General features: G+C 73.2%; 12 protein-coding genes. 6 read left to right on the top strand and 6 right to left on the bottom strand.

Features of this window, described 5'->3' with window-relative positions; genetic code table 11:
- On the top strand, positions 1-1,401 hold the full coding sequence (locus tag F6W97_RS06400) for a 3' terminal RNA ribose 2'-O-methyltransferase Hen1 (RefSeq protein WP_155369188.1): 1,401 nt from the start codon (positions 1-3) through the stop codon (positions 1,399-1,401).
- Entirely contained in the window at positions 1,398-4,022 is a 2,625-nt protein-coding gene (locus F6W97_RS06395; RefSeq protein ID WP_155369187.1) for a polynucleotide kinase-phosphatase, read from the top strand. The genes F6W97_RS06400 and F6W97_RS06395 overlap by 4 nt, the downstream gene beginning before the upstream one ends.
- Positions 4,023-4,287: 265 nt before the next feature.
- Here the strand turns inward: F6W97_RS06395 and F6W97_RS06390 are convergent, their stop codons facing one another.
- Together F6W97_RS06390 and F6W97_RS06385 are read right to left on the bottom strand one after the other, a co-directional pair.
- Entirely contained in the window at positions 4,288-5,181 is an 894-nt protein-coding gene (locus F6W97_RS06390) for a fructosamine kinase family protein (RefSeq protein ID WP_155369186.1), read from the bottom strand.
- 106 nt (positions 5,182-5,287) lie between these two features.
- A complete protein-coding gene (locus F6W97_RS06385; protein WP_155369185.1) occupies positions 5,288-6,502 on the bottom strand; it encodes a DUF4192 domain-containing protein in 1,215 nt (404 codons plus the stop codon).
- Between the two features lie 114 nt (positions 6,503-6,616).
- Here F6W97_RS06385 and mobA point away from each other — a divergent pair, with 114 nt between their 5' ends.
- From mobA to F6W97_RS06370, 3 genes are all read left to right on the top strand, one after another.
- On the top strand, positions 6,617-7,192 hold the full coding sequence (gene mobA / locus F6W97_RS06380; protein ID WP_155369566.1) for a molybdenum cofactor guanylyltransferase: 576 nt from the start codon (positions 6,617-6,619) through the stop codon (positions 7,190-7,192).
- Between the two features lie 24 nt (positions 7,193-7,216).
- A complete protein-coding gene (locus tag F6W97_RS06375) occupies positions 7,217-7,462 on the top strand; it encodes a DUF6457 domain-containing protein (protein WP_155369184.1) in 246 nt (81 codons plus the stop codon).
- Positions 7,463-7,658: 196 nt separating this feature from the next.
- On the top strand, positions 7,659-8,687 hold the full coding sequence (locus F6W97_RS06370; protein ID WP_155369183.1) for a T3SS (YopN, CesT) and YbjN peptide-binding chaperone 1: 1,029 nt from the start codon (positions 7,659-7,661) through the stop codon (positions 8,685-8,687).
- Between the two features lie 72 nt (positions 8,688-8,759).
- Here F6W97_RS06370 and F6W97_RS06365 read toward each other — a convergent pair whose 3' ends face one another.
- From F6W97_RS06365 to F6W97_RS06355, 3 genes are all read right to left on the bottom strand, one after another.
- Entirely contained in the window at positions 8,760-10,589 is a 1,830-nt protein-coding gene (locus tag F6W97_RS06365) for a beta-propeller domain-containing protein (protein ID WP_230686455.1), read from the bottom strand.
- A gap of 67 nt (positions 10,590-10,656) precedes the next feature.
- Entirely contained in the window at positions 10,657-11,088 is a 432-nt protein-coding gene (locus tag F6W97_RS06360) for an Lrp/AsnC family transcriptional regulator (protein WP_155369182.1), read from the bottom strand.
- Positions 11,088-12,284 (bottom strand): ABC transporter substrate-binding protein, encoded by a 1,197-nt coding sequence (locus F6W97_RS06355; RefSeq protein ID WP_196278999.1) that lies wholly within the window; start codon positions 12,282-12,284, stop codon positions 11,088-11,090. The genes F6W97_RS06360 and F6W97_RS06355 overlap by 1 nt, the downstream gene beginning before the upstream one ends.
- A 194-nt stretch (positions 12,285-12,478) precedes the next feature.
- On the opposite strand from F6W97_RS06355, the gene F6W97_RS06350 reads away from it, so the two are divergent.
- Positions 12,479-13,009 (top strand): bacterial proteasome activator family protein, encoded by a 531-nt coding sequence (locus F6W97_RS06350; protein ID WP_407924547.1) that lies wholly within the window; start codon positions 12,479-12,481, stop codon positions 13,007-13,009.
- 161 nt (positions 13,010-13,170) lie between these two features.
- Here F6W97_RS06350 and F6W97_RS06345 read toward each other — a convergent pair whose 3' ends face one another.
- The gene (locus F6W97_RS06345) at positions 13,171-13,995 is read right to left on the bottom strand and encodes an HAD family hydrolase (RefSeq protein ID WP_155369564.1); all 825 of its coding nucleotides are present in this window, start codon (positions 13,993-13,995) and stop codon (positions 13,171-13,173) included.
- Positions 13,996-14,075: the final 80 nt, after the last annotated feature.

Here is a 14,075-nt window from a genome sequence, read left to right as displayed (position 1 = left end):
GTGTTGCTGACCCTCTCGACCACGCATTCCCCGGCCACCGACCTCGGCTTCCTCCTCGTCAAGCACCCCGACCGCGTGCACAGCTTCGAACTGAGCCACGGCACGGCGACCGTGCTCTACCCGGAGGCGAGCGAGCAGCGGTGCACCGCCGCCCTGCTGCTGGAGATCGATCCGCAGCGGCTGGCCGACACCCGTGCCGACGGGCAGCAGCTCAACCAGTACGTCAACGACCGGCCGTACGCCGCGTCCAGCCTGCTGGCGGCCGCGCTGAACCGGGTCTTCCGCACCGCGGCGCGCGGCGTCTCCAAGGACCGGCCCGAGCTGGCCGCGACCGCGATCCCGCTGTCGATCCGGGTGCCGTCGCTGCGCGCCAAGGGCGGCCTGAAGCTGGCCGAGCGCCTGTTCGCGCCGCTGGGCTGGACCGTGCGCGGCGACGTGCTGCCGCTGGATCCCGAGTTCCCCGAGTGGGGCGACAGCCGGTACGTGGACCTGACCCTCGACGGCGAGCTGCGCCTGGCCGACGCCCTCAACCACCTCTACGTGCTGCTGCCCGTGCTCGACGACGCCAAGCACTACTGGGTCGCGCCCGACGAGATCGAGAAGCTGCTGCGGGCCGGTGAGGGCTGGCTCGCCGGGCACCCCGAGCGGGCGCTGATCATCCGGCGCTACCTCGCGCACAGCCGTGCCCTGGCGGTCAGGGCCGACGCGGCGCTCGCGCCGCTGGAGGAGACGCCCGCCGACGACTCCGTCGCCGAGGGGGCGGTGGCGGAGAAGGCCAAGCCGCTGAACGTACGCCGCCGCGCCGCGGTGCTGGCCGCGCTGGCCGAGACCGGGGCGACCCGGGTGCTCGACCTGGGCTGCGGCGGCGGCGCGCTGCTGGGCGACCTGATCCGGGAGAAGCGCTACACCGAGATCGTCGGGGCGGACGTGTCGCCGAAGGTGCTGGAGATCGCCGAGCGGCGGCTGCGGCTGCACCGGCTGCCCGACCGCCAGCGCGCCCGGATCAAGTTGATCCAGTCCGCGCTGACGTACGTCGACGAGCGGCTGCGCGGGTACGACGCCGCGGTGCTGATGGAGGTCATCGAGCACCTCGACCTGCCCCGGCTGCCCGCGCTGTGCGCCGCGGTGTTCGGCGACGCCAAGCCCGGCGCCGTCGTCGTGACCACGCCGAACGTCGAGTACAACGTGCGCTACGAGACCCTGCCCGAGGGCGGGCACCGCCACGACGACCACCGCTTCGAGTGGACGCGAGCCGAGTTCGCGGCCTGGTGCGACCAGGTCGCCGCCGACTACGGCTACACGTACACGCTGCGGGGAGTCGGCGACGAGGACCCGGAGGTCGGCCCGCCGACCCAGCTCGCCCTGTTCACCAAGACGACCACCGAGGAGGTGCCCGCATGACCTACCCCATCGCGCTGCCCGAGCTGTCCCTGGTCGTGCTCGTCGGCATCTCCGGATCGGGCAAGTCGACCTTCGCCCGGGAGCACTTCCTGCCCACCCAGGTGCTGTCCAGCGACGCCTTCCGGGGGCTGCTCGCCGACGACGAGAACGACCAGGCCGCCACCAAGGACGCCTTCGAGGTGCTGCACCTGGTCGCGGCCAAGCGCCTGGCGGCCGGCCGGCTCACCGTCGTCGACGCGACCAACGTGCAGTCGCACGCCCGCGCCGCCCTGGTGGCGGTGGCCAAGGCGCACGACGTGCTGCCCGTCGCCGTGGTCATCGACACCCCGGAGGCGGTCTGCTGGGAGCGCACGCAGGCCCGGCCCGACCGCACGTTCGGCCGCGAGGTGCTCCGCCGCCAGCACCGCGACCTGCGGCACTCGCTGAACAAGCTGGCCCGCGAGGGCTTCCGCAAGGTGTACGTCGTCAGCGACCCCGCCGACGTCGAGCTGCGCTACGAGAAGCTGTTCAACGACCGCACCGAGCTGACCGGGCCCTTCGACCTCGTCGGCGACGTGCACGGCTGCCGGGCCGAGCTGGAGCAGCTGCTGTCCGCGCTCGGCTGGGAGCTGACCCGCGACGAGTCCGGCCGGGCCGTGGACGCGAGCCACCCGGACGGGCGTACCGCGGTGTTCGTCGGCGACCTGGTGGACCGCGGCCCGGACTCCCCCGGCGTGCTGCGCCTGGTCATTAACATGATCGCTGCCGGCCGGGCGCTGTGCGTGTCCGGCAACCACGAGAACAAGCTGCTGCGCCACCTGCGTGGCCGCAAGGTGCAGCTCACCCACGGCCTGGCCGAGACCGTCGCGCAGCTGGAGACCGACCCGGTCGACGGGCTGCCCGCCTTCTTGGACGGCCTGATCAGCCACTACGTGCTCGACGGCGGAAAGCTCGTGGTCGCGCACGCGGGCCTCAAGGAGGCCTACCACGGCCGGGCGTCCGGTCGGGTGCGCTCGTTCGCCATGTACGGCGACACCACCGGCGAGACCGACGAGTTCGGCCTGCCCGTGCGCTACCCGTGGGCGCTGGAGTACCGCGGCCGCGCCATGGTCGTCTACGGGCACACGCCCACCGTCACGCCCGAGTGGGTCAACAACACCATCTGCCTCGACACCGGCTGCGTGTTCGGCGGCAAGCTCACCGCGCTGCGCTACCCGGAGCGGGAGCTGGTCGAGGTCGAGGCGGCGCAGGAGTACTACGAGCCGGCCCGGCCGCTGCAGCCCGCCGCCCCGCCCGACCGGGCCGCGGGCGCGCTGCGGCTGTCCGAGGTCACCGGCCGCCGCCACGTGCAGACCCTGCACGGCACCGTCACCGTGCCCGCCGAGCACAGCGCGGCGGCGCTGGAGGTGATGAGCCGGTTCGCGGTCGACCCGCGCTGGCTGCTGTGGCTGCCGCCGACCATGGCCCCGTCGTCGACGTCGGCCGTGGACGGATACCTGGAGCACCCCGCCGAGGCGCTGGCCGACCTGCGGCACGCGGGCGTGCACCGGGTGATCTGCGAGGAGAAGCACATGGGCTCCCGCGCGGTGGTCCTGGTCTGCAAGGACGCGTCGGTGGCCGCCAAGCGCTTCGTCGACGACGGCAGCACCGGCGTGATCTACACGCGTACCGGTCGGGCGTTCTTCGACCCGGAGCGCACCGAGCTGCTGCTGGCCAAGGTGCGCGACGCGGCGACCGCGGCCGGGCTGTGGGCCGAGCTGGACACCGACTGGCTGCTGCTCGACTGCGAGCTGCTGCCCTGGTCCGCCAAGGCGCAGACGCTGATCCACCAGTACGCCGCCGTCGGCGCGTCCGGCCGGGCCGTGCTGCCCGCCGCCCTGGACGTGCTGTCCGCCGCCGCGGCGCGCGGACTCGACACGGCCGCCCAGCACGAGCGGCTGACCGGGTCGCTGCGCGACGTGCGGGCCTTCACCGACGCCTACCGCCGCTACGTCGCGCCCACCGACGGGATCACCGGCATCACGCTGGCCCCGTTCGCGGTGCTCGCCGCCGAGGGCGCGTCGTTCGCCGAGGCCGACCACGGCTGGCACCTGTCCATCGCGGACCGGCTGGTCGAGGCCGACCCGGCGACGTTCACCCCGACCCGCCGCCTGGTCCTGGACCTGCCGCCCCGGTCGGTGCCGACCGACCGGGCCGACGCCACCGACGCGACCGACGCGCTCGCCGCCGAGCCGGGCGGCGCGTCTGGGACGGCCGGCGCGGACGCGGTCTTCGCGGATGCGGTGGCGCGGGCGACGCAGTGGTGGCTGGAGCTGACCGGCTCCGGCGGCGAGGGCATGGTCGTCAAGCCGTACGCGGGCCTGTCGGTGCGCGGGGCCAAGGGCCTCGTCCAGCCCGGCGTGAAGTGCCGCGGCCGGGAGTACCTGCGGATCATCTACGGCCCGTCGTACACCGAGCCCGCGCAGCTGGCCAAGCTCCGGCAGCGCAAGCTCGGCCGCAAACGGGCCCTCGCCCTGCGCGAGCACGGCCTCGGCCTGGCCGCCCTGGACACGATCGGCCGCGACGGCCCGCTCTGGCGTGTGCACGAACTCGTCTTCGCCATCCTCGCCAGCGAGTCCGAACCCACCGACCCCCGCCTGTAAGAACAAAGGAAGGGCACCTTCTTAACGCTATTCGTAGAGGAAGGTGCCCTTCTTAACGGCGGCCCGGCGGTGACCGCCGTTTCCGGGAAAAGTCCGGTCAGCCCCCCACCCCGGCCGCAAACAGCGACCTCCGAGCCGCCGACCGCTGCCGCCCTCGCCGCCGCCGCCCTCGCGGGCCGCAGTTTCGGGGAAACTGCGGTCACCGCCCGGTGCGAAGGCGCAGTTTCCCCGAAACTGCGGCCGGTCGCGGCGGGGCGGCGCAGGGTCAGGTGGTGAGGGGGAGGCAGGCGGTGGTGGTTTCGCGGACGCCTGGGGCGAAGGCGGGGCCGAACAGGGCCGTGTGCAGGAGATACATGGAGAGCTGGTGCAGCGGGACGCGGTCGGTCCAGCCGTCGGTGGGGGGCCAGGTCTCGGCGTACGCGGCGAGGATCCGGTCCAGGAACGGCGCGCCGCCCCAGAGCCGCAGGTAGGCCAGGTCGGTCTCGCGGTGGCCGCCGTGTGCCGCGGGGTCGACCACCCGGCACCGGCCGTCCGCGCCCCACAGCAGGTTGCCCGTCCACAGGTCGCCGTGGACGCGGGCCGGGGGCTCGTCGCCGCCGACGCGGGACAGCCCGGCCAGCACCCGTTCGACGCGGGCGGTGTCGGCCGGCTCCAGCGCCCCGCGGTCCACCGACAGCCGCAGGTACGGGGCCAGCCGCCGCTCGCCGTACCACTCGTGCCAGGGGCCGGGGTGCGGGGAGTTGTCCATCGGCGCGGAGCCGTGGAACCCCGGCCAGGGTGCGCCGAACGCGACCGCCCCGGCGCGGTGCAGCCCGGCCAGTGCCCGGCCGAACTCCTCGGCCGCCGCCGCCGTCGGCTGCCCGTGCTCGATCCAGGCCATGCCGAGCAGGTCCGGGGTGTCGACCAGGACCTCGGGCACCGCGACCGTGCCGGTCTCGGCGAGCCAGCGCAGGCCGTTCGCCTCGGCGGCGAAGAAACCCTCCGGCGCCCGGCCGCCCGTCTCGGGCCACGACTTGGTGAAGATCGACTCGCCGTCGTCGAAGGTCAGCCGGCTGGTGTGGCAGATCGAGCCGCCATCGACGGGCGTCTCCCGGATCCGCTGATGGTGCAGGAACGTCGGGAGCAGGTGCGGATGCGCGCGCAGGTAGGCCAGGTCCACGGGTCCCATTCTGAGCCGTCGCTCGACGGGCGTCCCGCGGGTGTGCCTTCTGTCGCCCCGGCGCGTCGCGACGGCGACTATCGGCGCGTTTTCCGGGAATTCGCTGTCAAAGCGCGGGCCACGGCCCGAGGCTGCCCGGTGCCACGGCCTGGTCGAGCGCCTCGTTGAGCAGATGCGCCAAGGTGTACGCCGGGTCGGCCAGCAGTGCCCGGCGCACCGCCGCGCCGGCCAGCACGCCGTTGCCCGACCGCCACGCGGACCAGGCCAGCAGGCTGGCGACCGGTGCCAGCAGGTCGGGCTCGCCCCGCCGGGTGAGGTCCAGCCAGAGGGCCAGCTGCCAGGGCTCGGTGTCGGTTCGCTGCCAGGCGTGGTCGCGGCAGCGCAGGTCGAGCAGCAGCACAGTGAGCCAGGCGGCCTCGTCGTCGTCGAGCCGCCCGCCGGCCTCGGCGATCCGCAGCGCGTCCTCGACCGCGGCCGTCCCGGCCCGCACCAGCCGGTCGTCGGCAGTGTCCGCACCCGGACCGGGTTCTCCCGCTAGGGAGGGCTTGCCGGTGCCACCGTCACCCGGGCCGCCTCCGGTTCTGGCGGAACCGCCGCCGTCGTCGTCCATGCCGTCACCTGGGCTGGCTCCGTCCCCGTCCCCGTCCCCGTCCCCGTCCCCGTCCCCGGCTCCGTCCCCGTCCCCGGCTCCGTCTCCGGGTCCGGGTCCGGGTCGGGGTCCGGCGGAACCGCCGCCGTCGTTCGCGCCGTCGGCCAGGAGTGCGGCCAGCCGTAGCTCCGCGCGGTCCACGGCCTGCGTCATCGCGATCGCGGCGAGCCCGCCGACGGGGCGGACCAGCCGTTCCACCGCGGACCGGTCGGGCTGCGCGACCAGGCCCTCATAGGTGGCGATCGCGGCGGAGGCCGTCGTGCTCAGGTCGAACGGCGCGCCGCCGGGCGGGGTGCAGTCGTCGCACTGCAGGCAGCGGTATCGGTCGCCGGCGTGCAGCAGCACCTCGCGCACGTGGTAGCCCCGGGCGTCCAGGCCGTTCGCCACGTCCCGGGTCACGTCGGCGGCCGAGGCGTCCGGGCCGTACCCGATGAGCACCACCGACGTCACCGCGCCTCGCCCTCGGCCCGCAGCGGTGAGCAGCCGGCTGAGCCGCCGCACCGTCTCGGTGCGGGGTTGCCCGAGATCGGCGCGGGCGGCCACGCCGATCCGCCGGTCCGCCAGTCCCAGCACGACGACGCTGTCCGCCGGGTGGAAGCCGAGCAGGTAGGGCACGTAGCCGAGCAGGTCCGCGCGCTCGGTGAGGACGTAGGTCGGGGTGTCGGTCGTCATGTGCGGGAGCCTTCCCGCCGGGCCGCGACGGCGACAGCGATGATCGCTAGCCTGTGGATGACACGCCGGTTCGTCCACAGGGCGGGGAGCGCACAGATGATCTCGTACGCGGCGATGGTGCTGGCCGGGGGCGCTGCCCGCCGGATGGGCGGGCTCGCCAAACCGCTGCTGCCGGTCGGTGGGGTGCCGATGCTGCGGCGCGTCCTGTCGGCCGTCGCCGACGCGCGTCCGCTGGTGGTCGTCGGGGGGCCCGAGCTGGCGGCCGAGCTGCCGACGGGAGCCCTGCTGACCCGCGAGGACCCGCCCGGCGGCGGCCCGGTCGCGGCCATCGCCGCGGGGGCGGCGGCGCTGCCGGAGACCGGTGACTCCGGCCGGGTGCTGGTCGTCGCCGCGGACCTCCCCTTCCTGACCCGCGAGGCGGTGGCGGCGCTGCTCGCCGTGGACGCGGACGTGGTGATGTTCACCGACCCGGACGGCCGCCGGCAGCACCTGTGCGCCGCGTGGCGGCTCGGCGCGCTGCGCGCCGCGCTGCCCGCGTCCGCGCACGGCGCCCCGATGCGGGCGCTGCTGGCCGACGCCGACGTGGTGGAGTTGCCGTGGGCGGGCGCGGGCCCGGCGCCGTGGTATGACTGCGACACCCCCGACGAACTGAAGGCGGCACAAGCGGCGGATGCCGCGGCCGGCTCTTGACGACGAGCGCAGCGAGGAGCGGCCATGAGCGTCGACCTGCATGACTTCACCGAGGCGGCCTGTGCCGAGCTGGGCGTGCCCCGTGGGGACGTGGACGTGACGATGGTGCTGGACCTGGCCCGTGAGGTGGCGCACAACACGGTGCGACCGGGCGCGCCGGTCAGCGCGTACCTGCTCGGGCTGGCGGTGGGGCGCGGCGGCGACCCGCAGGAACTGGCTGCCCGCCTGACCGGCCTGGCCCACCGCCTCGCCGCGCCTGACCAGGACTGACGACTCTCCACAGGCGACGGCCCGCGACCGTCGCCGGCGGCGGCTGCCGGGTCGGCTGTCGCCGCGCAAGGGCGCGGAAGGTCGAAAGCCCGACTACGCGAATCTCCTTCCGATCGGTAGTGTCTCGGTGACAGAGAACCCAGGTTTGTCCGTCGGCGTGCCGGGACAAGCCAGGTTCGACGAGGAGGCGCACCTGATGTCGGAACTGTCGAACCCGGGCCTGGCGGAGGCCGGGCTGCTCGACGAACCCACCACCGATGACCTGCATGCCAAGGTCGCCGAGGCGTGGCGGGAGTTTGCCCGCGCACTGGCCGGGGCCCTGCCCACGCTGCCGGTCGGCGCGGAACTGGAACTGGCGCTGGACCCGACCGCGTCGGGCACCGGCTCCGCCGTGTACGGCGTGAGCGTGGAGTGCCAGGAGGGCGGGTCGCTGCTGGCGCGGGCGGTCAGCAACGCGAACCTGCCGGACGGGTTCCGGCTGGAGCGGCCCGCGATCGCGGCGATGGTCGCGCTGGGCTGGTCGCCGCCGGGCGTGCTGGCCGGCTCGCGGGAGAACTTCGGCATGACGGGCGTGCCCGACGTGCTGGCGAACGCGATCACGCGTGCGCTGCGCGACGTGTACGGCGCGCCGCACCCGGCCTTCCTCGTCTACGAGGCGCACGACGCCGAGGAGGAGCCGGTCGCCGTCGAGCCGCTGGGCACGGCGCGGCACGAGTCGACGGTGGACGCGTTCCTGCCCTCGATCGACTCGCTGGACGCCAGCGGCCTGGAGCTGGCCGACCGGGTGCGCATCGTGGTCGCCGCGATGCTCAAGTCCGACCCGGACGAGCTGCAGGTGGACGGCGACGGCGACATCGGCATCCGTGCCGGGTCGGCCATGGTGTTCGTACGCGTCCGCGAGAACCCGCCGCTGATCGACGTGTTCTCGCCGGTGCTGACCGACATCGAGCCCAGCGAGAAGCTGTTCGCGAAGTTGTCCGAGCTGACCAACCGCATGCCGATCGGCCGCCTGTACATCACCTCCGGCACGGTGTGGGCCTCGGTCCCCGTCTTCGGCCGCGACTTCCAGGCCAGCCATCTGGCGCTGGCGATCCAGGTGATGACCGGGCTGGCCGACGAGCTGGACGACCGCCTGCACGGCGAGTTCGGCGGCAAGCGCTTCTTCGGCGAGGGTGACAAGCCCGCGGGCAGTGCCGCGGAGGCTCGCATCGGCCAGTACCTCTGACCGGTCTTAAGTGACGATCCCGCCCGGACCGAGCAGGTCCGGGCGGGATCGTCTTTTGCGGCGTGTGCCAGGTCAGAGGTTGACCCGCGCGAGCACCACGGCACCCGACAGGCTGGTGGCCATGGCTTCGGCGTCCGCGACGACCCAGAGGGTGTCGCCGACGACCAGGCTGCGCCGGGGGTAGCCGACGGGGTGCACCTCGCCGGTCTTCTCCAGCGAGCCGGAGTTCACCCGGAACAGCAGCGCGCCGGTCCGGTTCTGCTTGTCGTAGGCCGCGTACGGCACCACCAGCAGCCCGGTCGCCGGCCAGTACAGGAACGCGTGCGGGTCGTACTCGGCCTCGCTGTAGCCGTTCGGGACCTTCTCCTGGTCGAGCCGCTTCGGGTCCGCGCTGCCGACGTCGAACAGCGACACCTGCAGCCCGGACACCCGACCCTGCTCGCTGGCGTCCTGGCCCACCCCGACCAGGCGGCCGTCCGCGACCGGGTGCAGGTAGCTGCTGTACCCGGGGATCTTCAGCTCACCGGCGAGCACCGGCCGGGCCGGGTCGCGCAGGTCGATCGCGTAGAGCGGGTCGGTCTGCCGGAAGGTGACCACGTAGCCGGTCGGGCCGAGGAAGCGCACCGCGTAGATCCGCTCCCCCTTGCCCAGCCCGCCGAGCTTGCCTAGCGGCTGGAGCTGCCCGCCGTGCAGGCGCAGCGTGTAGACGGTGGACTCGCTGCGCTCCTGGGTCGACCAGGGCTGGCCGCTGGTGGTGGCCACGCGCAGGACGCCGTCGTGCTCGCTGAGCGAGTACTGGTTGAGCAGCCAGCCGGGCACGCTGCCGGAGGCGGCGAAGAACGGCTGCGGACCGGAGACGTCGAACACGTACAGCTCGGTGCGGTCCTTGGCCTTCTCGCCCTTCCAGCCCTCGTCGTGGGCGAGGTAGAGGTGGTCGCCGGTCCCGTAGACGGTGCGGGCGTCGGCGAGCACCGCCGCCGGCCGGCCCTCGCCGAGCGTGGCGCGGGACAGGTCGAAACTGAGCACGGTCACCAGCGAGGTCCCGCTGAACTCGGCGGGCCGGCTGACCTGGCCGCAGTCGAGGCGGCCGCCGGTCCCGTCGGCGGTGTACGCGGGCAGCCACCGGTCCAGCGGCGCACCGTCGATGACCTTGCGGTTGGCGGCGACGCGGTCCGCGTCGGTCCCCTTCTCCAGCCAGGTGAAGTCGATCATCGGGTGGGAGGTGACCACCACCCGGGCTGTGCCGTCGGCCAGCCGGGCGTCGGTCAGCTCGGCGCCGATCTCGTAGTCGCCGGTGACCCGCGGAGCGCCGGTCAGGTCGACCAGGCGGAGCCGGGTGGCCGAGGGTCCGCCGTATCCCATCCTGGTGTCGGCGATGCCGCCGACCCCGGCCATCGCGGACACGGAGGTGAGCACCAGAGCGCGGTCGCCCTGCAGGAAGAGCTGGTGGGAGCCGTAGCCGACGTGCAGCGAGCCGGTCGCCTGCCGGGTCGTCGTGTCGATGACCCGTAGCGTCTCGCCGAGCACCGTCACGATGCGCCGTCCGTCGGTCTTGACGATGTCCGGCTCGTCGACGCCCGCCTCGTGGGTGTTGGTGCCGGAGTAGGGCTGCGTGGCGCTCTTGCCCGCGTCACTCGCCTGAGGGCCGCCCTCGGCCCGCGAGCTGAGCTGCCGGCGGAGATCCCAGCCGTTGCCGGGCAGGCCCCAGGGGGTCACCACGCGCTTGGCCGCCTCGCGCACCGACTCCAGCAGGTCGTCGCAGGAGTCGTACGACACCAGGCGCAGCTGCGGGGCCGGTCCGGAATAGGTGTTCGGCGCAGGACGGTCCGCGACCGCACCGCCGCCCGCCGTGCAGCCGGCCAGGGACAATGTGGTGAGCAGGCAGAGCACGCTTCGTCTCATGCCCGTGTTCGACGCGGGGACCGCGCCTCCGGCTCCCACCGGCCCCGTCCGGTCCGGCCGAGCGCGGTCAGTCGACCAGGCGGGACAGGACGATCATGCTCCGGGTGCTGGTGATGAAGGGCTCCGCCCGCAACCGCTCCAGCGCCTGCTCCAGGTGGGAGATGTCGGCCGCGCGCAGGTGCACGAGCGCGTCGGCCTCGCCGGAGACGGTGTACGCCCCGACCACCTCGGGGTGGCGGCGGGTGGCCTGCGTGATCTGCGCGGGCGTGGTGCGCCCGGTGCAGAACAGCTCGACGAAGGCCTCCGTGCCGCCACCCACCGCCGCGGGATCCACCACGGCGGTGAAGCCCTTGATCACCCCACCGGAGCGCAGCCGGTCCACCCGGCGTTTGACAGCCGGTGCCGACAGCGATACCACCATGCCGATCTCGGCGTAGGTGGTGCGCGCGTCGCTCAGGAGCGCGGCGATTATTCGCTGGTCAACGTCGTCCAACTGCACTACCCGAGGGTAGCGAGGTCGCTGATCAAGACGTTCGACAGGATGGGGCCGTCCTTCTCGACCTTGCGCAGGTACCACTTCTGCTGCGGCGAGCGCTGCTGGTTGAACTGCCAGTTGCCGCGCGGGCTGATCACCTGACCGACGGTCGACAGCAGCGTGTTGACCTTCTGCGCGCTGATCGTGCCGTCACCGGCCAGCGTCAGCGCCTGGTCGAGGATCGCCGCGGCGTCGTACGCGGCGACCGCGAACGCCGTGGGGGAGCGCTGGAACTTGGCCTGGAACAACGACGAGAACGTGTGGTTGGCCAGGTTGTTGAGGTCGGCCGAGTAGTGCATCGCGGTGAACAGGCCGCGGGCGTCGTCGCCCAGGTCGTCGAGTGCGGGGCCTTCGGCGATCGAGCCGGGTGCGTAGAGCTCGACGTCCCTGCCCGGCTTGAGCCCGGCGTTCTCGAGCGCCGCCATGAACTTGGTGATGTGCGTGCTGGGCAGGTTGCAGAAGATCGCCTTCGGGTTCCTGTCGGCGATCTGGGCGGCGTACTGCGCGTAGTCGGAGGTGGTCGGCTTGATGCCGGACTTCACCGTGATCGGGTCCTGGGCGCCGCTGCCGTAGACGCCGGTGAAGCCGAGCATCAGCTCGGCGCCCGCGGTGCCGGGGACGGTGATCAGGCTGACCCGGCCGTCGCCGTTGCTCAGACGCCGCCGCAGGTAGTGCGCGATGGCGAGGGCCGGCTCGTCGGTGAGGTACGAGGTGCGCCAGATGAAGGGCGCACTGGGCATCTCGGCGGGCGAGGCGTGCGCGGCCAGCAGCGGCACCTTCGCCTCCTCGACCCGGTCGCGCACGAAGGGCAGCAGATCCGGGTTGGCCACGCCGACGACGGCGAGCACCTGGGCCTTGTACAGGCTCTCCAGCGCCGCGGCGCCGGACTTGGTGGTCTCGCCCTCGTCCTCCACCTCGATGCGCACGGTGCGGCCGCCGAGCTTGCCGTCGTGCAGGTCGACGTAAAGCTTGAAACCCAGCTCGAGGTCGGCGCCGACCTCCTTGTTCGCTCCGGTGGCGGGGACGAGGAGACCGATGCTGACGCCGCTGCGCTCGCCGGGCGTGTCCGCGGTCGAGCAGCCCGCGAGGCCGCCGGTCACGCCCGCAACGCCGATGCCGGTCAGCAGACCGAGCAGCCTGCGACGGTCAAGGCCGTCCAATGTGTCCTCCAGAGTGACATTCGGCCGGACGCGCGTACCGGTGGCACGGCCGTGGGGGTGTCGCCAAACGTGTGGGCACCGGTCTTAATGACCCACTGTGGCTTCCTACCGTGTCCCGGCACTCCCGTCAATGATCAACATGGGCCTGTGTCTCGGGATCTAGGATGGGTGGGTTCGACGCTGAGGAGGTCGCGGTGAGTCAGCAGCATCCCGAGGAGAAGAGTGTCGTGGTCGTCGGTCCGGACGGACGACCCATCGGCACGGTCGAGGTCAACCCCGACGGCGCCGTCGGGCGGGAGGATGATCCGAGCCACCTGATCGAGCAACCGGCCAAGGTCATGCGCATCGGCAGCATGATCAAACAGTTGCTGGAGGAGGTGCGGGCGGCGCCTCTCGACGAGGCCGGCCGCCAGCGCCTGGTGGAGATCCACCGACGCTCGATCGTCGAGCTGGAGGACGGCCTCTCCCCCGAGCTGCGTGACGAGCTGGAGCGGATCTCCGTCGACTTCACCGAGGGCGCCACGCCGTCGGAGTCGGAGCTGCGCATCGCGCACGCGCAGCTGGTCGGCTGGCTGGAGGGCCTCTTCCACGGCATCCAGGCGGCGCTGGTGGCCCAGCAGATGGCCGCCCGCATGCAGCTGGAGCAGATGCGCAACATGCCCGCCCTGCCGCCCGGCACCCACGTCGAACCCGGCAAGTCCACCTCGACCGGCCAATACCTCTGACCCCACCCGCCACACCCCGCCCCGGCCCACCCCTCGCCGCAACTCTTAAAGAGTCGCGGCATCACGGGCCGACGAAGGGCGCGACTCTTTAAGAGTTGCGCCAGAGGCCGGGCCGGAGGCCGGGCCAGAGGCCGGGGCGGGGCGGTCGGGCGCGGGGTGGGTCAGGCGGTGCGTTTGAGGAGGTCGTCGAGGTAGACGGCTACGCCGTCGCGGTCGTTGGAGAGGGTGACCTCGTCGGCCAGGGCGAGGATCTCGGGGTGGGCGTTGGCGACGGCCACCCGGTGACCGGCCCACTCGAACATCGGGATGTCGTTGGGCATGTCGCCGAAGACCAGCACGTCGGCAGGGTCGATGCCGAGCTCGGCGGCGACCACGGCCAGCCCGGTGGCCTTGTCGACGCCGGGCGGGGTCACCTCCACCCAGCCCAAGCCCGAGTGCGTGAACGCGGCCACCTCGGGGGACACCAGACCCCGGGCGGTACGCAGCAGCGTGTCCGAATCCGTGTCGTCGGTCTTCACGAACGCCTTGATCACGTCGTAGCAGAGCGATTCCTCGCGGGGCCGGAACTTCAGGTCATCCGGGTACGGCCAGTCGTCGACGTCGTCGCCCCACAGCGGCGCCCGCTGCGCGTCGAGCACCTCGACCAGCAGCTTCACCCGGCCCAGCCGGTTCTCCAGGGCCTCGACCAGGCCGGCGACGACCGGGCCGGGCAGCCGCGCGTCGCGCAGCACCCGCGGCGCGGACGGGTCCCGCAGGTCCAGCACCCGCCCGCCGCCGCCGAGCACCAGCAGGTCGGCGTGCGGCAGGTCGATCCGGCTCAGCTCCTCCAGCCGGGGCCCGCGGCCGGTGGCGCCCACGATGGGCACCCCGGCCGCGCGCACCCGGTCGAAGACGGCATGGGTGAAGCCGCTGACGGTCTCGTCCGACCGGACGACGGTGCCGTCCAGGTCGGTGGCGACGAGCTTGGGCAGCCGGACGGGCCGCAGCCCGTCGCTGCGCGGTGCGGCCCGGTCGGCCGTGTCCCGTGCCGGCACCTCGACGTGCCCCGAACCCCCGTGGTCGGGCA

It is taken from the genome of Catellatospora vulcania (genome assembly GCF_009720385.1).
Lineage (GTDB): Bacteria > Actinomycetota > Actinomycetes > Mycobacteriales > Micromonosporaceae > Catellatospora > Catellatospora vulcania.
The sequence above is the reverse complement of the archived record's forward strand: the minus strand, read 5'-3'. Positions and strand labels throughout refer to the sequence as shown.

Excerpts from the sequence above, each read along its gene's own strand:
- F6W97_RS06370 (WP_155369183.1), top strand. The coding sequence starts at position 7,659 with ATGTCGGAACTGTCGAACCCGGGCCTGGCGGAGGCCGGGCTGCTCGAC.
- F6W97_RS06375 (WP_155369184.1), top strand. The coding sequence starts at position 7,217 with ATGAGCGTCGACCTGCATGACTTCACCGAGGCGGCCTGTGCCGAGCTG.
- F6W97_RS06395 (WP_155369187.1), top strand. The coding sequence starts at position 1,398 with ATGACCTACCCCATCGCGCTGCCCGAGCTGTCCCTGGTCGTGCTCGTC.
- mobA (WP_155369566.1), top strand. The coding sequence starts at position 6,617 with ATGGTGCTGGCCGGGGGCGCTGCCCGCCGGATGGGCGGGCTCGCCAAA.
- F6W97_RS06385 (WP_155369185.1), bottom strand. The coding sequence starts at position 6,502 with ATGACGACCGACACCCCGACCTACGTCCTCACCGAGCGCGCGGACCTG.
- F6W97_RS06365 (WP_230686455.1), bottom strand. The coding sequence starts at position 10,589 with ATGAGACGAAGCGTGCTCTGCCTGCTCACCACATTGTCCCTGGCCGGC.